General features: G+C 47.8%; 25 protein-coding genes and 1 pseudogene. 6 read left to right on the top strand and 20 right to left on the bottom strand.

The annotated features are described in order from the left end of the window. Positions 1-12: 12 nt before the first annotated feature. From XMM312_RS00980 to XMM312_RS00955, 6 genes are all read right to left on the bottom strand, one after another. Positions 13-762, bottom strand: coding sequence for an electron transfer flavoprotein subunit beta/FixA family protein (locus XMM312_RS00980; RefSeq protein WP_173483352.1), 750 nt, complete (start codon positions 760-762; stop codon positions 13-15). A gap of 406 nt (positions 763-1168) precedes the next feature. Beyond that, positions 1169-1918 carry an enoyl-CoA hydratase-related protein gene (locus XMM312_RS00975; protein WP_173488546.1) on the bottom strand — a complete coding sequence of 250 codons (750 nt, stop codon included), beginning with the start codon at positions 1916-1918 and terminating at the stop codon, positions 1169-1171. Further along, complete coding sequence (locus XMM312_RS00970) at positions 1915-2472, bottom strand: DUF2889 domain-containing protein (RefSeq protein WP_173480455.1); 558 nt, start codon at positions 2470-2472, stop codon at positions 1915-1917. The genes XMM312_RS00975 and XMM312_RS00970 overlap by 4 nt, the downstream gene beginning before the upstream one ends. A gap of 18 nt (positions 2473-2490) precedes the next feature. After that, positions 2491-4161 carry an AMP-binding protein gene (locus XMM312_RS00965; RefSeq protein WP_173488545.1) on the bottom strand — a complete coding sequence of 557 codons (1671 nt, stop codon included), beginning with the start codon at positions 4159-4161 and terminating at the stop codon, positions 2491-2493. 67 nt (positions 4162-4228) lie between these two features. Further along, positions 4229-4657, bottom strand: a complete 429-nt coding sequence (locus XMM312_RS00960) for an SCP2 sterol-binding domain-containing protein (RefSeq protein WP_371739741.1) — start codon at positions 4655-4657, stop codon at positions 4229-4231. Between the two features lie 9 nt (positions 4658-4666). Then, complete coding sequence (locus XMM312_RS00955) at positions 4667-6454, bottom strand: acyl-CoA dehydrogenase C-terminal domain-containing protein (protein WP_173488544.1); 1788 nt, start codon at positions 6452-6454, stop codon at positions 4667-4669. Between the two features lie 559 nt (positions 6455-7013). Between XMM312_RS00955 and XMM312_RS00950 the strand changes: the two are divergent. After that, a pseudogene (locus XMM312_RS00950) lies at positions 7014-7442 on the top strand (IS110 family transposase); the annotation flags it as partial. Between the two features lie 243 nt (positions 7443-7685). Here the strand turns inward: XMM312_RS00950 and XMM312_RS00945 are convergent. The 4 genes from XMM312_RS00945 to nfuA all read right to left on the bottom strand — a co-directional run bounded on the left by XMM312_RS00945 (position 7686) and on the right by nfuA (position 12112). Further along, positions 7686-8036, bottom strand: coding sequence for a hypothetical protein (locus tag XMM312_RS00945; protein ID WP_173488542.1), 351 nt, complete (start codon positions 8034-8036; stop codon positions 7686-7688). 211 nt (positions 8037-8247) lie between these two features. Continuing rightward, the gene (locus tag XMM312_RS00940; RefSeq protein ID WP_173488541.1) at positions 8248-8523 is read right to left on the bottom strand and encodes an HU family DNA-binding protein; all 276 of its coding nucleotides are present in this window, start codon (positions 8521-8523) and stop codon (positions 8248-8250) included. Positions 8524-8674: 151 nt separating this feature from the next. Further along, positions 8675-11095, bottom strand: coding sequence for an endopeptidase La (gene lon / locus XMM312_RS00935; RefSeq protein WP_173483354.1), 2421 nt, complete (start codon positions 11093-11095; stop codon positions 8675-8677). Between the two features lie 420 nt (positions 11096-11515). Then, positions 11516-12112 carry a Fe-S biogenesis protein NfuA gene (gene nfuA, locus XMM312_RS00930; protein WP_173480448.1) on the bottom strand — a complete coding sequence of 199 codons (597 nt, stop codon included), beginning with the start codon at positions 12110-12112 and terminating at the stop codon, positions 11516-11518. A 137-nt stretch (positions 12113-12249) separates the two neighbouring features. Between nfuA and XMM312_RS00925 the strand changes: the two genes are divergently transcribed. The 3 genes from XMM312_RS00925 to XMM312_RS00915 are packed head-to-tail and all read left to right on the top strand — an operon-like array spanning position 12250 to position 15433. Beyond that, positions 12250-13416, top strand: a complete 1167-nt coding sequence (locus XMM312_RS00925; RefSeq protein ID WP_173488540.1) for a cation:proton antiporter — start codon at positions 12250-12252, stop codon at positions 13414-13416. A 38-nt stretch (positions 13417-13454) separates the two neighbouring features. Further along, positions 13455-14804, top strand: a complete 1350-nt coding sequence (gene rlmD / locus XMM312_RS00920; protein ID WP_173488539.1) for a 23S rRNA (uracil(1939)-C(5))-methyltransferase RlmD — start codon at positions 13455-13457, stop codon at positions 14802-14804. Then, complete coding sequence (locus XMM312_RS00915; RefSeq protein ID WP_173480445.1) at positions 14801-15433, top strand: RluA family pseudouridine synthase; 633 nt, start codon at positions 14801-14803, stop codon at positions 15431-15433. Before rlmD ends, XMM312_RS00915 begins: the two co-directional genes overlap by 4 nt. A 52-nt stretch (positions 15434-15485) precedes the next feature. Here XMM312_RS00915 and purC read toward each other — a convergent pair whose 3' ends face one another. The 3 genes from purC to dapA are packed head-to-tail and all read right to left on the bottom strand — an operon-like array spanning position 15486 to position 18480. Continuing rightward, positions 15486-16196: a phosphoribosylaminoimidazolesuccinocarboxamide synthase gene (gene purC, locus XMM312_RS00910; protein WP_173480444.1), complete on the bottom strand. Its 711-nt coding sequence runs from the start codon at positions 16194-16196 to the stop codon at positions 15486-15488. A gap of 39 nt (positions 16197-16235) precedes the next feature. Continuing rightward, a complete protein-coding gene (bamC, locus tag XMM312_RS00905; protein ID WP_173488538.1) occupies positions 16236-17594 on the bottom strand; it encodes an outer membrane protein assembly factor BamC in 1359 nt (452 codons plus the stop codon). A 10-nt stretch (positions 17595-17604) separates the two neighbouring features. Beyond that, on the bottom strand, positions 17605-18480 hold the full coding sequence (dapA, locus tag XMM312_RS00900; RefSeq protein ID WP_173483358.1) for a 4-hydroxy-tetrahydrodipicolinate synthase: 876 nt from the start codon (positions 18478-18480) through the stop codon (positions 17605-17607). Between the two features lie 153 nt (positions 18481-18633). Here dapA and bcp point away from each other — a divergent pair, with 153 nt between their 5' ends. Then, positions 18634-19083, top strand: coding sequence for a thioredoxin-dependent thiol peroxidase (bcp, locus tag XMM312_RS00895; RefSeq protein ID WP_173480441.1), 450 nt, complete (start codon positions 18634-18636; stop codon positions 19081-19083). A gap of 55 nt (positions 19084-19138) precedes the next feature. On the opposite strand, the gene XMM312_RS00890 is transcribed toward bcp, so the two are convergent. Continuing rightward, positions 19139-20212: an AI-2E family transporter gene (locus XMM312_RS00890; RefSeq protein WP_173480440.1), complete on the bottom strand. Its 1074-nt coding sequence runs from the start codon at positions 20210-20212 to the stop codon at positions 19139-19141. Between the two features lie 7 nt (positions 20213-20219). Then, positions 20220-20456, bottom strand: coding sequence for a sulfurtransferase TusA family protein (locus XMM312_RS00885; protein WP_173480439.1), 237 nt, complete (start codon positions 20454-20456; stop codon positions 20220-20222). A 63-nt stretch (positions 20457-20519) separates the two neighbouring features. On the opposite strand from XMM312_RS00885, the gene XMM312_RS00880 reads away from it, so the two are divergent. Beyond that, a complete protein-coding gene (locus XMM312_RS00880; protein WP_173488537.1) occupies positions 20520-21941 on the top strand; it encodes a M48 family metalloprotease in 1422 nt (473 codons plus the stop codon). A gap of 44 nt (positions 21942-21985) precedes the next feature. Here the strand turns inward: XMM312_RS00880 and nadA are convergent, their stop codons facing one another. From nadA to XMM312_RS00855, 5 genes are all read right to left on the bottom strand, one after another. After that, the gene (gene nadA / locus XMM312_RS00875) at positions 21986-23029 is read right to left on the bottom strand and encodes a quinolinate synthase NadA (RefSeq protein ID WP_173488536.1); all 1044 of its coding nucleotides are present in this window, start codon (positions 23027-23029) and stop codon (positions 21986-21988) included. Positions 23030-23086: 57 nt separating this feature from the next. After that, positions 23087-23773, bottom strand: coding sequence for a 7-cyano-7-deazaguanine synthase QueC (gene queC / locus XMM312_RS00870; RefSeq protein ID WP_173488535.1), 687 nt, complete (start codon positions 23771-23773; stop codon positions 23087-23089). A 2-nt stretch (positions 23774-23775) separates the two neighbouring features. Then, positions 23776-24618, bottom strand: coding sequence for a tol-pal system protein YbgF (ybgF, locus tag XMM312_RS00865; protein WP_173488534.1), 843 nt, complete (start codon positions 24616-24618; stop codon positions 23776-23778). Beyond that, the gene (pal, locus tag XMM312_RS00860) at positions 24618-25136 is read right to left on the bottom strand and encodes a peptidoglycan-associated lipoprotein Pal (protein WP_173480434.1); all 519 of its coding nucleotides are present in this window, start codon (positions 25134-25136) and stop codon (positions 24618-24620) included. Before pal ends, ybgF begins: the two co-directional genes overlap by 1 nt. Positions 25137-25232: 96 nt before the next feature. Further along, a complete protein-coding gene (locus XMM312_RS00855; RefSeq protein WP_173480433.1) occupies positions 25233-26096 on the bottom strand; it encodes a Tim44 domain-containing protein in 864 nt (287 codons plus the stop codon).

The following is a 26096-nucleotide window of genomic DNA, read 5'->3' as shown; positions in this document are numbered from 1 at the left end:
CACTCAACCTCCTTAAATCACTTTGGCTTCGTTGCGCAGTTTCTCTACCAGCTCATCCACCGAGCCGACCTTAATACCTGCCTGACGTTCTGCAGGTGGCTCTACGCGAAGTAGAGTGAGATTACTGCCGACACTGACACCCAGATCATCCGGGCTCAGTACTTCCAGAGGTTTACGTTTTGCTTTCATGATATTTGGCAAGGCTGCATAACGTGGCTCGTTAAGACGCAGGTCTGTAGTCACAATGGCTGGCATGGCCAATTCAACTGTTTGCAGGCCGCCATCGACTTCACGGGTTACCTGAACACTGTCACCCGATACGTTAACTTCAGAGGCGAACGTACCTTGTGGACGATCCAGAAGCGCAGCCAACATCTGACCGGTCTGGTTATTGTCTGAATCGATCGCCTGTTTGCCCAGAATCACCAGACCTGGTGCTTCTTTCTCAACGACTTTTTCCAAGAGCTTGGCAACGGAAAGTGAATCCGGTGCATCTTCAGTCTCGATACGAATACCGCGGTCAGCACCCAGTGCCAGTGCAGTTCGAATCTGCTCTTCACAGCTTTTGCTACCAATAGAAACCACAACAACTTCATCCGCAGTGCCCGCCTCTTTAAGACGTACTGCTTCTTCCACTGCGATTTCACAGAAAGGGTTCAGGGCCATTTTTACATTGGCCAGATCAACATCACTGCTATCTGCTTTAACGCGCACTTTGACGTTGTAATCTATGACACGCTTTACAGCGACCAGTACTTTCATAACTGCCTCTTCTATTTCTTATCCGGCTGTTGTTTTTAGTTATGTTTAAATACTAGTTGCGGACCAAAATTCAACAATGACAAAAAGCAGCTACATAACTGACAAAAAATGGCATTAAGCAACAAAGCCTCGTAAATAGTGGCTTACAGAGGCGTTTACAAACAAACAAAAACAATCAAAAAACACCAAAAAAGGCAGAAAGGTCTGCACAGCAACATCTGCTGCTGGCAGATAAAGTATGAAAAGTCAGAAAAACGAGGGCTGTTGGTTGCTATCTTTATCGCTATAGCTGGCAATAGCGTAGCGGTTTCGGCCGTTATCCTTAGCGACATAAAGCGCCTTATAAACGGAAATATTCACTGAAAAATAAATAAGTTAGGGGAACAGAAAAGGGGCTGTTGCCCCTTTATGATTTCTGTAAAAAAGCCATAAACGCCTGACGCGCTTCGTCCGAAAACAGTCTCTCGTAAAATACCTCAAGCTCTTCATCAATCACAGCAAGCAGGTTTTCCTGATACTGCTTTTTCATCAGACGCTTGGATTCCAGAACCGCCTCTTTGGGTAAACGAGCCAGCGCTTGTGCTCTTTCTCTGGCAACCTCGAGATAGGTTTCAACTTCGGCTATCACATTTACTAAACCGCTCTGTTGTGCTTTTTGTGCACCAAACGGGCGGCCTTCAACCAGGAGTTCAAAAGCCTGCCTCTGGCCTAACATCGAAGGGATGATCAAAGTCGCTCCGGCTTCAGGAACCAAACCCAGATGTACAAAAGGCATCTGGCATTTGAGATCCTCAGAGGCGATCACCAGATCACAGTGCATCATCATGGTGGTTCCAATGCCAACCGCATTGCCCTGTACGGCCGCCATGAGAGGTTTTTTATAGGTGGCTATCTGATGCAGAAAACTGACCACGCTTTTCAGATTTTCGCGGGAGCCCATACCTGAAACGAAATCCTGAATATCGTTTCCGGCGCAGAAGCTTTGCCCCTCACCGCGGAACAGTACCACTCTGACATTTTCATCCGTAGCGGCCTGCTCCAGATAGGATACGGCCTGTTCGTACATATTCAGGGTAATCGCGTTTTTTTTATCCGGTCGATTCAGCGCAATCTCAGCGACACCATCGTCCACCGTGTATAGAACCAGGTCCGTCATCCGTTCACTTCACTTTCCGGTTGGTAAAATTGCGGCGCGTAGGTCTTTACCATCTCACTGCTCTGCCCCCAGGTATGGCAACTATTGAGCATGAGCTTAGCTCCGGTTTCCAGAACATCCTCTTTGCTCACAGGCCATAGAGTCTGTACGGCGGTGGTCGCTACCACTGGCAACAGCTCATTCATATGGGTACAGCCTAAAACGCCACCCAACTTCTCTTTTACCTGCCTTAGCCACCCAGGACCAATACGGGTACCTTCTAACTTACGAAAGGCATCCGCAATTCTGGGGCACATGCGAAAGGGGCTGCTGTCGATACAGGCTTCCACTTCATAAATTAAGAACCGGCGATCCATAGTTACCCGGATGCTCATATCATGGTAGTTTTCACCTGCAGAGACATAACCGTCCCGCTCAAGGTTATCGATATCATAGGCTTTGATATCGGTCATTCTTGCTTCAATATCCCATAGCTGATCATCACGTTCGAAGCCATTACACATCACATTACGATTATGATGCTTTTTACGACGAACGGGTTTTGAGAGCGGCATAAGCAATGTTCTCGCTATTCAGGCAGCATCAGATTTAGTTTCAGGTGTTCTCAGCATTCGACGCAGAACTTTGCCTACATTGGATTTGGGCAGTTCCTGTGCAAACTTAACCTGTTTAGGGACCTTGTAGCGGGTCAGCTTATCCTTACACCATCCGCGCACTTCTTCTGCGGTAAGAGATGGATTACTGGATACAACAAAGACTTTCACTACTTCTCCCGATATATCATCAGGTACACCAATGGCGGCACACTCAACGATATCCGGGTGCAGGGTCAGAGTATCTTCAACTTCGTTTGGATAAACATTGAAGCCGGATACCAGAATCATATCTTTGGCACGATCCACAATGCGGATATAGCCTTCATCATCCCGGGTCGCGATATCACCAGTAATGAAGTAACCATCATCTGTGAATGCGGAGCTGGTTTCGCGTTCACGTTGCCAGTAACCACGCATTACCTGCGGCCCTTTGACGCAAAGTTCACCCGCTTCACCATTTGGCACATCCTCGCCATCTGTGCCAATCAGACGCAGATCGGTATGTACCATTGGTTTACCAATAGTGCCCAAATGAGTCTGGTTTGGATCGTTGAAGCATACGGCTGGAGAAGTTTCGGTCAGACCGTATCCTTCAATGATTTCGCAGCCGGTTTTTTCTTTCCACAAAGCTGCGGTTGATGGATTCAGGGCCATGCCACCGGATGCGGTGAATTTAAGGCTGCTGAAATCCAGATTTGGAAAATCCTCGTTATTGCAGAGTGCAACAAACAAAGTGTTCAAGCCCACAAAGGTACTCATATTCCACTTGCCCATCTCCTTAACAAAACCCGGAATATCACGCGGATTTGGAATAAGTACGCTGTGACCACCCAACAGGGAGACCACCTGGGCAACCGTAAAGGCATAGATATGATAAAGAGGCAGCGGTGAAATAACGGTTTCAGCCCAGTTCACACCCGGCAGGACCAAACGCTCTTCAGCTTGCAGCATATTGGAAATCAGGTTTGCATGAGTGAGTACCGCACCCTTGGACACGCCAGTTGTACCCCCGGTGTACTGCAACACGGCAACATCCGCCGTTTTTACCTCAACTGCTTCGGGTGATTCACCCACATACTGCATTAAAGCCTTACGCAGTGGCACGGCCTGAGGAAGGTTGTAATCCGGCTCCATTTTCTTGAGATATTTAACGGCTGCATTAAGCAGATTACGCTTAATGAAATCATGCAGGTCTCCCACCTGCGTCACGATCAGATGTTCAATGGCGGTGTTCTGCAATATTTTTTCTGCTTTGTGCGCCATGCTTTTGTGAATGATCAGCGCCTTGGCACCGGAATCACAAAACTGATGTTCCATCTCATTGGAGGTATAAAGCGGGTTGGTATTCACAACCACCAGCCCCGCTTTGAGAATGCCAAACAGCACAATAGGGTATTGAATCAGGTTGGGTAGCTGGATAGCGACGCGGTCACCGGGCTGAAGACTGGTTTCTTTTTGTAGATAGACTGCAAACGCATCCGATAACTCATCCAGCTCCTGGTAATCGATGGTACGTCCAAAGCTGGTGAATGCAGGGCGCGCTGCATATTTTTCGACACTGTACCGCAGGACATCGGGTACGGTCTGAAAGCCATATGAATTTATATCAGCCGGAATAGTATCCGCCGCAGGTAGCTGCTGCACCATCGTGGGCTCCTCAATAGTTATTCTTATAGAGAACCTGAAGGTTCAAATTTATTTGTTGTAATAAATTTTAGGCTACAGGGAAAATCGCAGCCAGTTTAGTTGCCAGCATAATATCGCCATCTGCCTGGATACGGCCACTCATAAACGCCTGCATGCCGTCAGTTTCTCCTGACATCACCTCTTCAAGTGTTTCAGTGTCCATTCGCAGGGTAACGGTCGCATCATCATTACTACCTTCTGTCACTTCGCAACTGCCGTCCTGTACAGTTACAAACCATTCACCACCGTCACTGATTTCATACTGGAACACTGCATCTGTGCCCGCTGCAGCATCTGCATTAAAGCGACTTTTCATTTCGGTAAAGATTGAATTCATATCAGCCATTTGTGTACTCCCGGAACTGTTTTTATTTTTAAGTTGATAACGTTTGGCGTTCAGTTTGAGCAGGCCGCGCAACATTGTGCGGCCTACTGGGTTGTTCAGAACTCTTTTCATACTGCCGCCCTAAAACGCAAACTTCTCTTGATCCAGTGCCATCAGGTTATCTGAGCCTGACTGCATAGTTACCACCAGAGAACGTGTGCGCGGCAGGATGCGTTCGAAGTAGAATTTAGCGGTTGCCAGTTTGGCTTCGTAGAACGCCTGATCACCCTCGCCTGCAGCCAGTTTTTCCTGAGCCACTTTTACCATTCGAGCCCAGAAATAACCCAGTACCACATAGCCGGAGTACATAAGGTAATCCACCGAAGCAGCTCCCACTTCATCTCGGTTCTGCATTGCTTTCATACCGATCTGCATAGTGAGTTCACCCCACTCTTTGTTCAGTTCAACCAGAGGTTTGATGAACGCCTGCAGTTCAGTGTTATCTGATTCAGCCTGACAGAACTTGTGTACGATTTTGGTAAAGCCTTTCAGAGACTCACCCTGAGACATCAGCACTTTGCGACCCAACAGGTCCAGCGCCTGAATCTGTGTGGTGCCCTCATACAACATTGATATGCGGCTATCACGTACGTTTTGCTCCATACCCCATTCGGAGATAAAGCCGTGACCACCAAAGACCTGCAAACCGTGGTTAGCGGATTCGAAACCCACTTCAGTCAGGAAGGCTTTGGCAATTGGTGTCAGGAATGCGAGCAGCGCATCTGCTTTCTCTTTTTCCTCACCTTCTGTCAGCTTCACCTGGTCTACGAGCTGTGCACAGTAATAGATTAATGCCCGACCACCCTCTGCAAAGGCTTTCTGGGTCAGCAACATCTTACGCACTTCAGGGTGAACAATGATTGGATCGGCAGGTTTATCCGGGCTTGCAGGACCATTCAATGAACGCATCTGCAAACGGTCTTTTGCGTAGACCAGAGAGTTCTGGAAACCCCATTCGGCATGAGCCAGGCCCTGCAATGCGGTACCCAGACGTGCAGTATTCATAAAGGTGAACATACAGTTCAGACCTTTGTTTGGCGGACCAATCAGATAACCTGTTGCATCATCAAAGTTCATGACACAGGTTGCGTTACCGTGAATGCCCATCTTGTGTTCAAGCGAACCGCAGGACACACCGTTGTTCTCACCCAGAGACTGTGGAAGATGTTTAGGCACAATAAACAGGGATATACCTTTAGTGCCTTCAGGTGCATCCGGAAGACGTGCCAGTACGATATGCACAATGTTGTCTGCCATATCGTGATCACCGGCCGAGATGAAGATTTTGGTGCCGCTTAGTTTGTAGCTGCCATCTTCCTGAGGCTCTGCTTTAGTTCGTAGCATACCCAGATCGGTACCACAGTGAGGCTCAGTCAGGCACATCGTGCCGGTCCACTCACCAGACACCAGTTTGGTCAGATAAGTTTCTTTCTGCTCATCGGTGCCGTGAGCATCCAGCGTATTCATCGCACCATGACTCAGACCCGGATACATACTCCAGGACCAGTTGGCTGTACCCACCATTTCATTGATGATGATACCGATGGATTCAGGTAAGCCCTGACCACCCCACTCCTCTTCATGAGCCAGCGATGGCCAACCACCTTCAACAAACTGCTGATAGGCTTCTTTAAATCCTTCCGGAGTTGTTACGGCACCATCACTCCACTGGCAGCCCTGCTGGTCGCCAATCTGATTCAATGGTGAAAGAACTCGCTCCGCAAATTTAGCACCCTCTTCCATGATCGCAGACACCATATCCGGAGTCGCATTTTCGCACCCAGGCAGGCTCTGATAGTGCTGCTCTGCATTCAATACTTCGTTCAGTACAAAATCCATGTCACGAAGTGGCGCTTTATATTCTGGCATTACATCATCCTCATCATTCTTGTTATGACTACCAGTTTTTGGAGGGTAATACTGATAGTTCCGCTGAACCTTTTTGCTGGTCCAACTAAGCTTTATTGGTTTTATTAAGCTTGGTTCAAAGGGCATGATCCGCCAATGACAAAACCCACCAGTTTTACTGACAAAAGATTTCAGAAACCATTAAAGCCAAGAATTACGAGGGATTGAGGGGCTGTTTACTTACATAAACAGCCAAAGAAAATGACAATTTCAATCAGAAGATGTTTTTACCCGGGAGGAGCTATTCGCCAGTCCTATGACAAACTGCCCAACAAGTGACGGCATAGGAGCAAATCGATAAGAGCAAAAAAAAAACAACCAACGGCAGAAGCGTCTGGTTATATAACTGCTCGATCAGGGAACCAAAAACAACCGATAACAGCATAGAAACCACACCAACAAAGCTGGAAGCAAAATGAAAAAGCTCCACTAGCTTAGGGAAATGGGATGGACTCCCCCAATCCCGGCATCTTGTGCCACATTGAAGGTGAGATAATCAATCGAATAGCAGGAGTCCACCATGAAAAGTATACGTATCGGTTTCGATTTGGCCAAAAACGTCTTTGAAGTTTTTGCTGTCGATCACCAAGAAAAGCCTGTTGTACGGAAAACGATCAAGCGCGCCAAGGTATTAGAGTTTTTCGCTCAACAGGAGCCCTGTATTGTGGGCATGGAAAGTTGCGGAGGGGCACACTACTGGGCCAGAGAGCTTCAGAAGCTCGGACATGAAGTTCGCATGATGGCACCCCAGTTTGTAGCGCCGTATCGTAAAAGTGATAAGAACGATCGCAATGATGCTGAGGCGATCTGTGAAGCGGCTAGCAGACCCAATATGCGATTTGTGCCGATTAAGAGCGAGGAGCAGCAGGCTGTATTAACGATGCACCGCGCTCGCAAATTGCTCGTTGAAGAACGCGTTGCATTGGTAAATCAGATAACCGTCATATTGGCTACTCCTCTTCACTATTTCCGCCGCACTGGAATAAACAATCTTTAGGGTTGGACCCATCTAAACGAAAAGGCATGATCTCTTTAATCTTTTTGGCCTGTTCTTCTGTCAATATGATTTCAGCCTGCTCTAGTATTGAAGTTGCATTGCGGTATATCGACATATGATGTTCTATATGCTGTTCAACGGCTTCCACAGGGATGTTTGGATCATTGAGGCGTTCGAAGAGCCGTTCCAGCTCTACTACGGCTTTATCTCGTTCTGCCTCAATCTGTTTTCGATGAAGAGGATCTTCCGTATCATAACCGAATTTACACTGCATGATGAAGAATATTCTTCAATTTCTCCTGCCGTTAACGGCTTAAGCTTCCTAAGTTCCTCTTTAAAATTCAATGAACGCTCATCATAGAAGCGATAGAGGTGTTGAATCGCTCGCTGATCCGTTCTAACAGTATTAACCCGCTTTCCTGATTGGAACCTCTGCAAAGTATAAGAAGCCGCTAGCGGATCAACAAGACCGCCTACCATCACAACTGGTAAGGTGATACCACCTAGTTTTTCAAATCTAACATCCTCAATTTTGATCTCTGCCATCTAATGAAACACCCTGTTTATTAAACGATTCGATTAAGACAGCTTAGTATAAAATTAAGAAATTATTTGAAACGATCGGTTTATGAACGAATATTTTTACTTCGATTGAAGAATGAAACACTTCAATTTAGAACAAGAAAGGCAAGAAACAAAAAAGGCTCCTATGAACAGGAGCCTTTGGAAATCTATCAACAGCTATTGAAACAGTTTCTTATTTATTCACGGCATCTTTCAGAGCCTTACCTGGCTTGAAAGATGGTAGAGTCGCTGCAGAGATCTGGATTGGCTGACCAGTCTGTGGGTTACGACCAGTGCGTGCTGCACGCTCTTTAACACCAAAAGTACCAAAACCAACTAGTGCAACAGAGTCGCCTTCAGCTAGTGCGCCAGTGATTGCTTCTAGAGCGGCGTCTAGAGCGCGGCCAGCAGCTGCTTTTGGAAGATCTGCAGATGCAGCAATAGAATCGATAAGTTCTGATTTGTTCACGTTGTGCCCCTTAAAAGAGAGTATGTTTTGTTTGTTTTGTGTTATGAAATAACCGTAAACACTTTATACCAACTGTTTAAAACCAGTGTCAACATTAAAAACCCAGAAAATACGGTGTTTTCAGCGAGTTTCATAAAATTGACACTTAAGTCTAGTGTGCCGTTCTTGACCCAGTAGTTAATTTTTCACCTTTAGTCTCACTGGTTAGCTCTTCAACTTCGGCATCATCCAATGGAACAGGCTGCTCTACTAATGCAACTTCCAACACCTGATCAATCCATTTAACCGGCTTAATCTCTAAATCTGCCTTAATGTTATCTGGAATCTCTTTCAGATCTCGGCGGTTCTCTTCTGGAATAAGCACCGTTTTAATACCACCGCGGTGCGCAGCAAGTAGCTTCTCTTTGAGACCACCGATAGGAAGAACCTGACCTCGCAGAGTAATCTCACCCGTCATGGCCACATCTGAGCGAACAGGAATCCCTGTCAACGCTGAAACAAGAGTCGTACACATACCGATACCAGCACTGGGACCATCTTTTGGTGTTGCGCCTTCAGGAACGTGGATATGAATATCCTGTTTTTCATGGAAGTTGGGTGCGATGCCTAGAGACTGAGCGCGATTCCGAACGACCGTCAAAGCGGCTTGGATCGACTCTTTCATGACATCGCCTAATGAGCCTGTCAAAACCTGACGGCCTTTACCTGGAACTACTGCACTCTCAATGGTCAGAATATCACCACCGACTTGCGTCCAAGCCAACCCTGTTACTTGACCCACCTGATGCTCATCTTCTGCACGGCCAAAGTTAAACTTCTGAACCCCAAGGTAGTGCTCAAGGTTATCACTGTTCACAAGAACGGATTTAGCGGTTGATTCACCGAGCGCAATCTCTTTAACGACTTTACGAGCGACTTTAGCCACTTCTCGTTCAAGGCCACGCACACCCGCTTCACGGGTGTAGTATCGAATCATATCGATGATCGCTGAATCATCAATCTCCAACTCTTTCACCTTAAGGCCATTCTGTTTGATCTGTTTAGGGATCAAATAGCGACGTGCGATGTTCAGCTTTTCATCCTCTGTGTAACCCGGGATGCGAATAATCTCCATACGATCCAACAATGGACCCGGAATGTTCATCGAGTTAGAGGTACAGACAAACAACACTTCAGAGAGATCATAATCCACCTCTAGGTAGTGATCATTGAAGGTGCTGTTCTGCTCAGGGTCCAGCACTTCTAGTAGAGCAGATGCAGGGTCGCCACGCTGATCCATACCCATCTTATCGATCTCATCAAGAAGGAATAGCGGGTTTTTAACACCGACTTTGGCCATCTTCTGAACTAGCTTACCTGGCATAGAGCCAATGTAGGTTCGACGGTGACCACGAATCTCGGCTTCATCTCGCACACCACCCAGCGCCATACGGATGTATTCACGATTGGTCGCTCGGGCGATAGAACGCCCTAAAGAGGTTTTACCGACGCCAGGAGGTCCGACTAAACAGAGAATTGGACCACGCAGCTGACGTACACGCTTCTGTACCGCTAGGTACTCAAGAATACGCTCTTTGACCTCATCCAAGCCAAAGTGATCTTTATCCAATACTGCTGAAGCACGCTTCATATCCAGACGAACTTTAGAGCGTTTGCTCCAAGGAATCTGTAGCATCCAATCGATGTAGCCACGAACAACGGTCGCCTCAGCGCTCATTGGTGACATCATTTTTAGCTTATTGAACTCAGCTTTAGTTTTATCCAACGCTTCTTGCGGCATACCCGCTTCATCAATGCGTTTTTCTAGCTCGTCGAGCTCTCCACCGCCATTCTCATCCAGATCACCCAGCTCCTTCTGAATCGCTTTCATCTGCTCATTCAGATAGTACTCGCGCTGACTCTTCTCCATCTGTTTCTTCACACGACCGCGAATGCGCTTTTCAACCTCGACTAGATCAATTTCAGACTCCATCAGTGACATCAAATGCTCTAAGCGAGCTTTCGCATCCAGCATTTCGAGAATGGACTGTTTTTGATCAAGCTTAAGCGACATATGAGCCGCGATCGTATCGGCCAAACGACTTGGCTCATCGATGTTATTCAACGAGGTCATGACCTCATTGGGGATCTTTTTGTTAACTTGGATGTACTTCTCGAACTGTTCCAGCGTCGAACGCTTGTAGAGCTCAGCCTCAGACTGGGCAACCTCCTCCTCTTCAAGCACTTGAAGGTGAGCCGCATAGTGCTCCGCCTCTTCAAAGAAATCGCTAATAGAGGCTCGATACTCACCTTCAACTAACACTTTTACAGTGCCGTCGGGAAGCTTAAGCATTTGCAATATGGTCGCGACCGTACCTGTATGAAAAAGATGATCCATCTTAGGCTCATCTTCAGAGGCACTGCGTTGTGCAACTAACAGAATCTGTTTGTCACGCTGCATCGCCTCTTCCAAAGCTTGGATCGACTTTTCGCGTCCAACAAACAGAGGGATGACCATGTGAGGGTATACAACCACGTCTCGAAGCGGGAGAACCGGTAGTTCAATTTGAACACTGCTCTGATTATTTTCCATGATGCATACCTCTATAGTGAATCTTTTACCGATCAATAAACTGACTATAAGTCATTTATGGGGATCCGTTACGAAAATGCAAGCAAGGGAGCCTACGAACAAGTCCATAATTTCTCAGCGCGATCTGAAACATTCAGATACAAGGCGGATTGAGCAATTAATGGCCGTCGTCCTTAATAAGCGATCCAACGCTGTAGATGGATGTTTCACGTCGCGCCCTACGGGGCTTACAATCAAACCCATCCTCTTCGTTGTGCTTTCTCGACTTAGCCCGCTAGGCCTTCGAAAACACGCCTTGATGCTGAATTTGATTGTAAGCCTGAGATGTCATGGACTTATGCGTAGGCTCCCTAGAACAGCCCACAAATTGAAAAACGCCTCTAATGAGGCGCTTTAAGTGTCTAGTTAACCAATCTCACGTTATTTATAGTAAGCCTGTTCACGCTGACTGTGGTCTGTGACATCTCGAACCCCGACCAGACCAGGTACTTTTTCAATTAGAGTCGCCTCAACACCGTCTTTTAGGGTCATATCAACGGCACTACAACCCTGACAACCACCACCGAAACGAAGGATAGCGACAAGTCCAGCCTCCTCTTCAGAGACCTCTTCGAGCTTAACTTCGCCACCGTGTGAAGCTAGACCGGGATTAACCTCTGAGTAGAGAATGTAGTTAATCTGCTCTTCGATTGGGCTGTCGGCAGACACCTTAGGCACTTTGGCATTCGGCGCTTTAATCGTTAACTGACCGCCCATACGATCAGTAGCATAGTCAATAAACGCTTCATCAAGGTAGGGAATGCTGTTCTTCTCAATGTAGAAGCGAACCTGTTCAAGCTGCATCACCTCGTCCTCATCATTGACCTCATCAGGACGGCAGTAAGCTAGACAAGTTTCCGCATAGGTTGTGCCCGGTTGTGTCACAAACAGACGGACCGCAATGCCTTCAACGTTCTGCTTCTCTAGAAGCTCGGCAAGGTAACCTTGTGCACCTTCTGTCACTTCAATATTTAACATCAAAACTCTCCAGTAGTCGTACCGATAATGCGCTATAGGATAGCGAGTTATTAATTCCGAGTAAAACACTCAATTATTTAAACGTAACGATTTTCTCTCTCACTTGTTACAATTTGCTCATCCACCGGAGAGCACTCATGCTAGAGCACAGTCTGTTTACATCTTTCTTTCTTATTTTTACCGGCGCAGCGGTGCTAGCATCTGTAGCACTGTTTACACGCCAGCCCTTGCTTGTTGCTTATATTGTGCTTGGGGCACTGCTCGGACCTTACGGTCTTGAACTGGTCTCCGATACTAATCTACTCAGCGATATCGCTCATATCGGCATTATCTTTCTGCTGTTCTTACTGGGTTTGGATATGCAGCCTGCCCATCTGATCCATATGCTCAAGAAGGCAACACTGGTGGCGATTGCCAGTTCGGCACTGTTCTTAGGCTTAGGTTTTAGCGTGGGTAGCCTGTTTGGATTCAGTCAGGCTGAGTCAGTTATCATCGGTGCTGCAGTGATGTTCTCCAGCACGATCATAGGGATTAAGCTGCTACCCACGACCGTCCTACACCACAAACACACCGGAGAACTGGTCGTCGGTCTTCTACTGTTGCAGGACGTGATCGCCATTATTGTCCTGTTGATACTCAACTCGGGAGGTGACAGCGATCCGATGAGCAGTTTCGTCAAATCGGCCATCGCACTACCGGCATTGGGTATTTTTGCATGGGCAGGCGTTCGCTATGTCATTTTGCCCTTACTGATGAAGTTTGACCGTTTTCATGAATACATTTTCTTAGTGGCGATTGGCTGGTGTCTTGGCATGGCTGAGGCGGCAAAACTGGGTGGCCTTTCGGCCGAAATGGGTGCCTTTATCGCGGGCATTGCTCTGGCAACCAGCCCAATTTCGCAATACATCGCAACCAATCTAAAACCGTTGCGCGATTTTTTCCTAATTCTATTTTTCTTCTCAGTCGGCGCCAGCTTCAATTTAAATTTAATTGGATTAATCATAGTACCTGCGCTGATCTTAACCATCGCCGTTCTGCTATTAAAACCGGTTATTTTCCGACTGCTTTTAGGTCGAATCAGTGAATCACCTTCAATAGGCTGGGAGATAGGCTTTCGTTTGGGACAAATCTCTGAGTTTTCGTTACTGATTGCCTATCTCGCTTTTGCAGGTGGTTTAATTGGCACTGAAGCATCCCACGTTATTCAGGCCACCGCTATTTTAAGCTTTCTGTTATCGACCTACATCGTCATCTTTAACTACCCTTCACCAATCGCGGTTAAAGATTCGCTTAGAAAAGATTAACTGGCCTAAAAGCCGACATTTAAGAGTATTAAGTTCCCATGCGCAGACGCACCGTTAGATATGGCGGCCCTAAAAAGGCCCCTGCAAAAGCCACTCACTCCCTGCCAGAGAGTATTCAGATTGAATCTCTCTCTTTGGAAGGTCGCGGAGTCGCAAGAGTCGACGGCAAGGCACTGTTTATCCAGGGAGCACTACCAGGTGAAACGGTCAGTGCTACTTTGACTAAAGCAGGTAAGCGCTTTGATGAGGCGGTTGTTAATGAGATTCAAACGGGTTCAGATGCCCGTATCCAACCTAGCTGTGATTATGCTGGTGAGTGCGGTGGCTGTGATCTTCAGCATTTAGACCCTGAGCGTGCAGTAGAATTGAAGCGTGACCAGATACTCAGCACACTTAAGCGTCAATCCAATCTTGAGCCACAGATCACTGAGCCCCCTATCGTCTCGGAACAAAAACTCAACTACCGCCGCTCCGCTCGTGTCGGTATTAATCAACGTGAAAGTGGTGATTTAATCATCGGTTTTAGACGTTCTGAATCTAATAAGCTTATTGATATACCTAGCTGTCCCGTCCTGACCGATCGGTGTAACCGTTTTTTAGGCGCACTGCGCGAACGCCTGGATGGACTGGATAAACTTAAGACATTAACGCATCTCTCTTTGAGCGATGGCGACAACTTACTGGCGGTTGAGATACGTGCTAAAAAGCGCCCATCAGACGAGATTATGGGTGCCCTAACCTCACTAGCCGTCACTGAGGGCATCAACTTACGAGTGAGTTTTAATGATCAAACCCTGACTCTGAATAGCATTGAAGAGCCGGAGTTCATCAATAGACAGCGTGATATCCGTTATCAGTTTGATACCAATGACTTTATACAGGTGAATGCTTCTGTCAACGAAGCTCTCATTGAGTGCGCAATTGAGTGGCTAAAGCCTAAGCAAGAGGATCGTCTTCTCGATCTTTTCTCAGGGCTCGGTAACTTTAGCCTACCTTTAGCAAAACTGACCAAAGAGGTGGTGGCAGTTGAGGGCGTTTCAGCTATGGTCGAACGCTCACAAGCCAATGCAGCACTCAATGTGATCGACAACTTAACATCCATCAAATCAGATCTTAGCAACGTCAATACAGAGACAGCTTGGTTGAATAGCCCGTACGATCTTATTCTTCTTGATCCGCCAAGAAGTGGTGCGGCTGACCTGATTCCTCACCTGCAAAATCTTGGAGCAAGAGCCATCCTCTACATCGCATGTGACCCAATGTCGCTGGTGCGCGACAGTAAAACACTGTCTGATATTGGCTTTTCAATGACGCGATTCACAGTCGCTGATATGTTCCCGCAGACTCATCACGTCGAATCAATTGCACTGTTTGAGCCGACACCATGATCCAGTGTCACTATGAAGATCAGGATATGCTGATCTTAGAAAAACCGGCTGAAATGCTCTCTGTCCCCGGACGAGGAGAGGATAAGCAAGACTGCTTATGGAGTCGTGCCGTTGAACAGTGGCCTGATGCGTTGATCGTGCATCGTCTCGACTGTTCAACGTCAGGGCTGATGGTGCTTGCTCGCTCAAAAATGACTCATCGCGAGCTCAGCATACAGTTTCAAAATCGTATTCCATTCAAACGATACGCCGCCCTAGTCAGCGGCGAAATGAGTCAAGCTGATGGCTGGGTTGAACAACCCCTTCGTTGTGACTGGGATCGCCGTCCCCTTCAGATCATTGATCACGAACAGGGAAAGCATGCGCTCACCTTCTACCGTAACCGAGGCCTGGAGCTAATCAATGGGCACACAGCCACTCGATTATCACTCTACCCGATTACTGGGCGTTCCCATCAGCTTAGAGTCCACTGCCAATACCTGGGTCAGCCAATATTAGGCGACAACCTATATGCTGAAGGGGAAGCGTTGACCTGTTCAGATAGACTGATGCTCCACGCTGACCTACTTGAGCTTCACCACCCTATTTCTGGAGAACGCCTGAGCTTTTCATCCCCCGCTCCCTTCTAAAGACAAAAAAGCCGGCATATTAAGCCGGCTTCTTGATGCGTTTTGATTGGAATTAAAAAGTAATTCCAAGACGGCGACCCACCTCTTCATAGGCTTCGATGACACCACCCAGCCCCTGACGGAAGCGGTCTTTATCCATCTTTTCACGGGTCTCTTTATCCCACAGACGACAGCCATCTGGAGAGAACTCATCACCTAATAACACTTCACCATTGAAGACGCCAAACTCAAGTTTGTAATCCACCAGTAACATACCAGCATCATCAAACATCTTCTTCAACACATCGTTAACTTTGAAGGTCAGTTCTTTTGCTGTGGCTAGATGAGCAGGCTCAGCCCAACCAAAGGTCTCAACAAGAGACTCATTGACCATCGGGTCACCCAACGCGTCGTTCTTAAGAAATAGTTCAAAGGTCGGCGGATTCAGCTCCAGCCCCTCTTCGACGCCGATACGGCGACAAAGCGAACCCGCTGAGATATTACGAACAACACACTCAACAGGCATCATGTCGAGTCGTTTTACCACAGATTCGTTATCAGACTGCAGCTCAACGAAATGAGTAGGTATACCCGCATTCGCAAGAGCCGTCATAATAAAAGCGTTGAACTTATTATTGACCATACCTTTACGATCAAGCTGTTCCATCTTTTTGCCATCAAACGCCGAGGTATCGTCTCTGAACTCCATGATCATTAGATCTGGGTTATCAGTCGTAAATACCGATTTCGCTTTACCGGCATATAGCTCTTCACGCTTTTCCATTCAAAACTCCAAAGCAGCTGCATCTATTGCAACTTATAATCAAAGAGGCAGATTATCCTTAATCAACCATAGAAGCTGTTCAGCACCACCCGCGTCAGCAGGCTTACCTTTATCATCATTGACCGTCAACAAAACACCAGTACGAGCACGATTGAAGCTCAACTGAAAACGTTTAATCAACTCAAGTTCACCAGTCGCATCGTTTAGGCGCTTCTGGTTATCTTGCCCAAAGACATAAACGACTCGACCGCCCATCCAAACTTTAAAGCCTTCCATTGCCTGAAGCTCTTCCTGAGTTGCTTGCGCACCAGCGACAATCGCATTGGGGTCTGAACTATAAACCACATCAGAGGGCTGCTCATCAGTTGCTTTGCCTGACAGCAGTTCGGTGTCCAGAGTGATAGGGCCCATCTCGTTGGAACGGAGCCACTCCAAGAAACCTTTAGGTTTCTCTTCTGCTACAGTCTGTTTAAAGGTTAGATAGATGATACCCTCGTCTCGATCGCGAGTACCTACGTCGACGCCGGCACTATCAAGAGCTTTATTCACAAGTTCCCAAGCCTGATCACCACTGGTTTTAACATTCAACAAGGGACGGTTACGTGAGTCACGCCCCATAGTCGCCGTTAAACGGTCGGCAGTTTGGAACTGAGATAGAGTAGGCGCGGTAGAAGCAACATCCCCCTTACCCAGGTAGTTCAACATAGCAAACATGATCTCATTAGAGTACGCCAACTCAGTCGCATCACTGCTCCAATCAAGTTCACTCTTATCAGCACTCAATGCAATCTGAGCATGCTCCATGCTGATGGCTGTTCTCTCGGTGTTATCAGGGTCAGGACGCAAACGCACTCGCAGTTTGTTGAGTGAGGGCTCATTTGCTTCAGAGTTAAACTTAACGGTATTCAATAGACGCTGAAAGTAGTTAAGATCCTCGCCTGCAACCTCTATCCACTCAGATTCCATCACGCCTGTTTTTGGGTCTGCAATGGCCAGGTTGATGTTGGCATCCTGCCAGAATGGCTTTAGTTCAACCCACACCTGGTCAATCGGCTCATCGACCAGAATGACACGCTCACCTTCAAGTGGTCGAATCGATGCACGATCATTGCCATCAACGGCAAAAAAGAACCCTGGGCGAGGCGCTTCTGGAACCAGTTCGTTTGATACGACTTCTGATTCATTTATCTCAGGAACCTGAAGTAGATCTTCAGTGCTCTTGGCATTGATACCCTCAGGGATGACAAGACGTTTACCCGGCTGTGCAAGAGCGTACTCTTGACCGCGATCACGGATAACACCCTTCTCGCCGTATATCGGGTTCGACTTGATTGCATCCTGCATCGTACAACCCGATACAACCAACGTTCCACACAGCATCCAAAAGCGAGCGTTCATAGTAGGGACCTTAAATCAAACCTGTCTGTTTCAGCGCAGCAACAACCGTTGGGCGATTCTCTTCAGATAGCGGCGTCAAAGGCAGACGAATCCCCTGACCAATCAAACCCATCTCATACATGGCCCATTTCACTGGAATAGGGTTGGATTCAACAAATAGATCTTTATGCAGCGGCATCAGCTTCTGCTGAAGTGCTCGAGCTTCGTCGAACTTTTTATCCAAGCCGAGCTGGCATAACTCGGCCATCGCCTTAGGCGCTGCGTTAGCGGTAACAGAGATATTCCCGTGACCGCCAGCAAGAATGAGCTCGATCGCGGTGGCATCATCGCCTGAGTAGATTGCGAAGTCGGCTGGTGCGTTATCGATCAGGTATTGAGCACGCTCGATATCACCGGTCGCCTCTTTGATTCCGACGATATTTTTCACCTCAGCCAGACGAAGCGTTGTCTCTGGCAACATATCACAGGCCGTACGACCGGGAACATTGTAGAGAATCTGAGGAATATCAACGGCTTCAGCGACCGCTTTGTAGTGTTGGTAGAGACCTTCTTGAGTCGGTTTGTTGTAGTAAGGGGTCACCAAAAGACAGGCATCAGCACCCGCCTCTTTGGCACCGCGAGTCATCTCAATCGCTTCACGAGTAGAGTTAGCGCCTGTACCGGCAATGACCGGCATTTTGCCTTTACAACGTTCAACAACGCGAGCCACCACCTCTAGGTGCTCATCATAATCCAGTGTCGCAGACTCTCCAGAGGTGCCTACAGCAACAATTGAGGCTGTGCCCTGTTCGATGTGCATATCGACAATGCGATCTAAAGCCTGCCAATCAATATCACCGTTATTGTGCATCGGTGTTACCAGCGCAACGAGGCTGCCAAGAATCATATATTTCACCTTATTATGGCTCGGTTGCTGATCTCTAAGGCGTTATCCTTTTAATGATCGGCAAGAATACTATTTAGCCAACCATTTTAAACGATTTCCGGGTAACATTCGTAGAGGCACAGTAACTTTTTATTGCATTACTAGGAGATAAAGATGGTTGAAGTCGGTCAAACAGCTCCGGACTTTGAAGCAAAAGACCAGAATGGAGAGACAATCACGCTAAGCCAGTACAAGGGTAAAAAGGTTGTTCTCTACTTCTACCCTCGTGACAACACGCCTGGCTGTACCGCTCAAGCTTGCGACCTGCGAGATAATATTGAGCGATTGGCGGACAATGGCTATCAAGTGATCGGTGTGAGCACAGATTCAGAGGCCAAGCATCGTAACTTCATCGAAAAGTATGATCTTCCCTTTCCACTTATTGCCGATACTGACAATGCCGTTCATGAACTCTACGGAACCTGGCAGCTGAAAAAGAATTACGGCAAAGAGTACATGGGTACGGTCAGAACCACCTTCATCATCGATGAGCAGGGCAAGGTTTCTGATGTAATTGCCAAAGTCAAAACCAAAGAGCACACCGCTCAGATATTGGGCGACTGATCGATACGATAAGGGGTGCCTCAGCACCCCTTCTTTTTAAAATTGACGATCCAACTTACCCTGCATCAGATGGGGGCAGTTCATCCGCTGTAGGCCAAGCTGAAACGATCGACTTAACCAGAGTCGCCAACGGGATAGCAAAGAACACACCCCAGAACCCCCATAGCGTTCCAAACACCAATACAGCGACAATGATAGAGACCGGGTGCAAATTAACCGCTTCGGAAAAGAGCAAGGGTACAATCACGTTACCATCGATCGCCTGAATGATCGTATAGGCAAGCATTAGGTAGAGAAACTGATCGCTCCAGCCCCATTGAAAGAAGGCAATCAGCGCCACTGGGACAGTCACCACCGCAGCACCGATATAAGGAATCAACACCGACAGACCAACCAACAAACCAAGTAGCGCAGCATAGTTGATACCCAGCAGTGCAAAAGAGATAAAGGTAGCGACACCAACGATTAAAATTTCAATCGCCTTACCGCGGATATAGTTAGCCAACTGAGAGTCCATCTCGTTCCAGACCTGATCCATCATCTCCCGCTTCTTAGGCAGAAATGCAGTCCAACCAGCGATCAAACGATCACCGTCCAACAGGAAGAAGAGCACCAGAATAGGCACCAAAACGAAGTAGATCAGCGCGGTTAACACACCCGTTAGAGAGCTTAACGAGAAGCTAAGTAGCCACTGCCCTAACTGACTCAGCTCAGCGGCAGCGGTGCCGATAAGGTTGCGAATCTGTTCAGCAGAGACCAATTCAGGGTAGTTCTGAGGGAGCAGCATCAATACCTGCTGCAGCTTGGTCACCATGCCGGGCAGCTCATTGAACAGGTTCACCAACTGCGTCCAAACAGCAGGGAGAATGAACAGGAACATTGCTACAACAAAACCGGTAAAGGCGATAAACATCGTTGCAACGGCACTTTTGTGACCCAAGCCAATGCTTTTCAATCGATTGACACCGCCCTGCATCATGAAAGCAAGAATGAGCCCGGCAAAGACCGGAATCAGCGCACCACCTAAGTGCCAAATCACCAAACCAGAGACAAACAGCAGTAAAAACAGCAACAGTGCCTCCTCATTTGAGAAGTAACGTTGTACCCATTTACTAAAAATCTTTTGCATCGCTCAATTAACCTCTGCGAAGAAGGTGAATATAGGTTTGGTTGTTCTCTGTCGTAGAGATCAACTCATGATTCGACAGATCAGCATAAGCTTTAAAGTCACGTACAGAACCCGCATCCGTCGCAATCAACTCAAGGACCTGCCCCACTTCAAGGGTGTTCAGCGCCTGCTTGGCTTTCAATAACGGCAGCGGACAAGCTAAACCGGTCGCGTCGACTCTTTTATCAATGTGAATCTCTGTCATACTAAAGTCAGTGTTAAAAGCGAATCTATCGGCGCAATGTAACTGATATACAGAACAAAGGCTATGCTACCTCTGATGCGAACCCCTTTAATCATTCTACTATCCAGCCTTATCTGCTTTAACGTGCAAGGCTCAGAGAACCTGCCCTCCCTAGCAGGCAGCACCAACTCGAGCTATCAGCTTGAGCAAGAACGAGCACTTGGCCAAGCCTGGATGCGCATGATGAAAGCCCAAGCCCAGCTTCTGGACGATCCGATTGTCGAGAGCTATCTCAAGGATCGACTGTGGTACCTATCACCCTTTTCTGAGCTACAAGATAAGCGGTTAGATCTCCTGGTCATCGACCAACAGGAGGTTAATGCCTTTGCCGCACCGGGTGGCATCATTGGTATCAATGCGGGACTGCTATTAGCAACAGAGACAGAAGATCAATTAATGTCGGTGATCGCTCACGAGTTTGCCCACTTAAGTCAGCGTCACTTTGCACAACAACAGGCGGCCAGCGAGCAGCGACAACCACTGGTATTAGCAGGCATCGTCGGCAGTATTTTACTCTCCAGCATCAATCCCAACGCAGGAGCGGCCGCACTTCAAGGCACTATTGGTGCTTCAGAAAATGCGCGACTTAGTTTCAGTAGACAAAATGAGCTCGATGCAGACCAAGCAGGTATGCGCACGCTGGTTGCCGCAGGGTATGACCCTCAAGCGATGCCACAGATGTTTGCACAGCTAGCGCAAGCCAATCGTTTTTCGGGCAGCGCTGTACCCGAGTTTTTACGAACCCACCCAGTGACTGAATCGAGAATCGCTGATTCCACTAACCGTGCCATGAATTTACCGAGCGCAAGCACAGAGAATCGTGTCCACCAAAACTTTATGATTGCCAAATCGAGAGTGGCTGTTAAGTATGGCGCTGAAAATCAGCTACTTAACAACTCAGAATTAGATGAGTCAGCCAAGCATTTTACTCACTACTTAAAAGCGCTCTCTGTGAATAACAACGAGGAAGCGCAAAACCACTGGGAGGCACTCTCCAAAAGCTGGCAACAACACCCTTGGGTGCAACTCAGTCGTTTAACTCAACTCTCTCTCAGCGGGCAAGCGACTGGACAGTTAATGGATGAGCTAACGGACCTCTACCCTAATGACCTTGCCGTGCAAGCGGCACTGGCCAAGACCTATAGAGAGCAGGGAAACGTCTCACAAGCGATCAGCCTCTACAGAAAACTGCTTAGAGATCACCCCAACAATACACTGTTTTTATACCATCTCGCCGAGCTCTATGGCTTGATCAATGATATAGAGCAGCTTCACCGTACCCGAATTGAGTTCTTTTTTCAGCGAGCTGAGTTTGATCTAGCGCTCAGGCAGGTAGAGTTTGCCCGCAGGGATGCTAGGAACAATAGGATTCAACTGGGTTGGCTCGAACAGAGGGAGAGAGAGATTCGATCAGACCAACTGAGGTTTGATGAACTGTTTAAATAAAGATTGAAGTGAGCAACTGAGAAAGTCACTCACTCAATTAGAGATTAGCGGGCTTGAAAGCTCAACATTCTCTCAAGTGGGCGAAGCGCACGTTGACGAAGTTCTGGATCGACAAAGACCTCTTCACGGCCATGACGCAGTCCATTCAAAATATTTTGAAGGCCGTTCATTGCCATCCAGGGGCAGTGAGCACAGCTTCGACAGGTTGCACCAGAACCACCAGTGGGCGCTTCGATAAAGGTTTTGCCTGGAGCAGCCTGCTGCATCTTAAAGAAGATGCCTCGATCGGTTGCTACGATGAACGTATCGTTTGGTAGATCATGAGCCGCTTTAATTAGCTGACTGGTGGAGCCTACTGCATCGGCAAGCTCAACAACAGAGGCGGGCGATTCTGGGTGAACAAGCACCGCAGCGTCCGGGTAGACCGCTTTAAGATCCAACAACCCTTTCGCTTTAAACTCTTCGTGAACAATACACGAGCCATCCCACAACAGCATCTCAGCGCCCGTTTGATTCTCGATGTAACTGCCTAGGTGCTTATCAGGACCCCAGATGATCTTTTTATCCTGATCAACCAGATGTTCAACGACTTGCAGTGCGATACTCGATGTCACCACCCAGTCCGCTCTGGCCTTCACCTCGGCAGAGGTATTGGCATAAACAACCACTTCATGATCAGGATGTGCATCACAAAACGCACTAAAGTCTTCGATAGGACAACCGATATCAAGTGAACAGGTTGCTTCCAAAGTAGGCATCAAGATGCGCTTATCTGGGCTAAGAATCTTAGACGTCTCACCCATAAATTTTACACCAGCGACCACAAGAGTAGATGCCGAGTGATTAGCACCAAAACGCGCCATCTCAAGCGAATCAGCAACACAACCACCGGTCTTCTCTGCCAGTGCTTGAACCAGAGGATCAGTGTAATAGTGAGCGACCAAGCATGCATCGCGCTCTTTCAGTTCAACCGCTATCTGCTCTTCAAGATCAGCGACTTGAGCAGGCGTAAGATCACTGGGCAGATGCTCTTGAGCAAAATGCTCTTGCACCATAATACGTTGATCAAGATCTGCTTTTGTTTGCATACCAACCTCAAAAAGTGACGTATAAAGCAACGTCGTAACGAGTCAATTAGTTAAGAGTTAGACTGGGATATAACGTGTCGGATCCGAAACACCCGCATCATCAAAGCCTTTAGCTCGTAGGCGGCAACTGTCACAGCGACCACAAGCCCGGCCATCATCGTCTGATTGATAGCAGGAGACAGTCAAAGCGTAGTCCAGACCCAAACGATGACCGGCTTGAATGATCTCTGCTTTAGTAAGATCAATCAAAGGTGTCTCAATTTTGAATGGCTCACCCGTGACGCCGTTTCGAGTCGCTAGGTTTGCCATCTCTTCGTAGGCCTTAATAAACTCTGGACGGCAATCAGGGTAGCCCGAATAGTCCACAGCATTAACACCTATAAAGATCGCATCCGCATGCAAAACTTCCGCCCAGGCCAGCGCCATAGAGAGGAAGATCGTATTACGAGCAGGCACATAGGTGATAGGAACGCCCTCGGTTTCACCCTCAGGCACCTCAATCGAACTATCGGTCAGGGCAGAGCCACCGAACTGAGCAAGATCAAGTGAAAATACGCGATGCTCTTTTGCACCAACAGAGGCACAAACCGCTTTGGCGGCATTCAACTCAGTCAAAGCGCGCTGCCCATAGTCAAAGCTTAGCGCGTAACACTCATACCCTTGATCAGCAGCAATCGCCAATACCGTAGCAGAGTCAAGGCCGCCTGATAGCAGAACGACCGCACGTTTCGTCTTTTGATTCATAGTTATGAGCGAGGCTTGTAGTTACGAGCTAGACCTGCAGCTGAGCTTTTCGGATACTCATCAAGCAGTTGTTTAAAACTGCTCTGTTGCGCAGCAGAATCACCTAAACGATCCTGCACAACACCCAGTTTATAGAGTGCATCTGGGCGCTTACGATGGCCAACAAACTGAGAAACCACCGTGTCAAATGCGACTTTGGCTGAGTCTAGTTGCTGCTGAGCAAGCTTCACTTCGCCAATCCAGTAGTAGGCATTCGCTAGGTTATCACTGCTAGGATAGGTCTGAATAAACTGTTCAAAGGCTTGAACTGACTCATCAAACTTACGTTCACGAACCAGTGTGAACGCTTGCTGGTAAGCCACTCGATCACTGACTGTAGGTTCAGCAGGGGCTACAGGTGCTTCCGCCTCAACAGGAGAACCAGCAAGGGTCGTCTCGACTGGCTGTGTCGCAGCAGCACTACTTGAAACGGGTGCATTTGTTTCGGAAGCAGCCCGATTCTCACCAAGAGCCACACTTGGAGACGCTGTCTCAACAACAGGGTTAGTAGTAACTGGGTCAGCAGCAACAGGAGCCGGCGCAGCAAGCGGGTCAGCTTGTTGAAGCACTAAAGAGCTTAGGCGGCGATCCATATCACGGTAACGATCCAACTGCTCTTTTTCGAGCTTTTGTAAACGATACTGCTGTGTCTCAATCTCACCACGCAACTGGCGAACCTCAGCCTGCAGCTGCTGCAGAAGAAGAACCAATTCGCTGTTAGCTGATTGAGAATGTTGTGCTGCAGAAACAGAACTGCTGGCAATAGTGCCAGCAGTCAGTAGAGCAATAAATAGACGCAATTTCATTAGCGGCTAGTGTAGCTCAGTTCTACACGACGGTTTAGCGCCCACTCAGCTTCAGTGTGACCAAGCATAGCTGGCTTCTCTTCACCGTAAGAGATAGTTTCGATCTGGTTGCTACCAGCACCGTTAACCATCAAAAGGCGAGCAACAGCGTTAGCGCGCTGTTCACCCAGCGCGATGTTGTACTCACGAGTACCACGCTCATCAGCGTGACCTTCTAAACGTACAGTCGCGCCTGGGTTGTTCGATAGGTACTTAGCATGCGCTTCAAGATCAGAGAAACCTTCCTGTTTAACAACAGCCTGATCGAAGTCGAAATAGAAAACGGTGCGCAGTTTAGCAACTTCAGCAAAAGAGCCAGCAGTCACATTGCTGCCGTCAGCGCCTTGAGTCGTTGCTGCGTTGTTGGTAGCTGCACCATCTGCACCGCCATCCGTTGTTGTGCTAGTTGAACTACAACCTGCAACCAGCGCTACGGCTGCTGCAAGTGCTGCTACACGAGTCATTGCGATTGCGCGCATCGTCAATCTCCTAAAATAAAATTTTTATTGGTCCTATTGGATAATGCTTAAACTATAGGCTGAGCTAAAGGATTTCAAGCGACTATCTAAAAAAACTTAAGAAACCTGCTCAATACCGACCAGAGTCCAGTTTCCAGAGTCTAAATCCGCATCTCGACTGAGGTGCCATGCTTCTGCAAACGGTGTAGTGGTGGCCGAACCGTTTTCACGAATTTCACCTTCAAAATAGAGGCTTACAATGTGTTCACCCAACAGCGTTTGGAAGTTAGCCAACTCAACATCAACTGACAAAACCTCAGTTACTTGGTTTTCTGGTAACACCATTCGATTGGTTTTAAGCGACTGCAATAGCTCTGGTGAGGTGTAAGAAGAGATCTCCTGCCAATCTTGACGATCCCATGCACTCTGCAAATTTTTGAAGTGATCCTTAGCGCCGGCCAGGAAAGCGTCTTCATCAAACCACTCAGGCGTATCAATCTTAGCGAACGTCGCGCTCATACCTGAAGCGTTTGAAGCACCACCCAATCCCTGTTCAGCATTTCTAGCCATGGGTACTTCATTCGGGGCGTAACCTCCCTGAGAGGCGCCAGCATAAGCAGCCCTTCTTTGCGACCCGAACAGTTTAAACAGCATAAAGATGACCAGACCAATCAACAGCATATCCATCAGCTGGATACCCTCAAAGGCACCACCGAAAAAGAGAGCTCCCAGAATACCGCCGGCCAATAGTCCACCCATTAAACCACCCATACCCGCTTTACCGCCTGCCGTTGAGGTCGGTGCCGTTTTTGATCCGGTTTGAGAAGGGGCAACCTGTTTGGTCGGAGCCGGAGCCGCCTTCTTAGGCATGGAGTAGCTTTTGCCCAAGCTAAAACCGCCACCAAAACGTTTAGCCTCCGCTTGATGGGGAATAGCTGCCACCAAACAAAATGCAAACAGGAGCGTAAAGAGTTGTTTCAT

This window comes from Marinobacterium sp. xm-m-312 (assembly GCF_013283295.1).
GTDB lineage: Bacteria > Pseudomonadota > Gammaproteobacteria > Pseudomonadales > Balneatricaceae > Marinobacterium_E.
The sequence above is the reverse complement of the archived record's forward strand: the minus strand, read 5'-3'. Positions and strand labels throughout refer to the sequence as shown.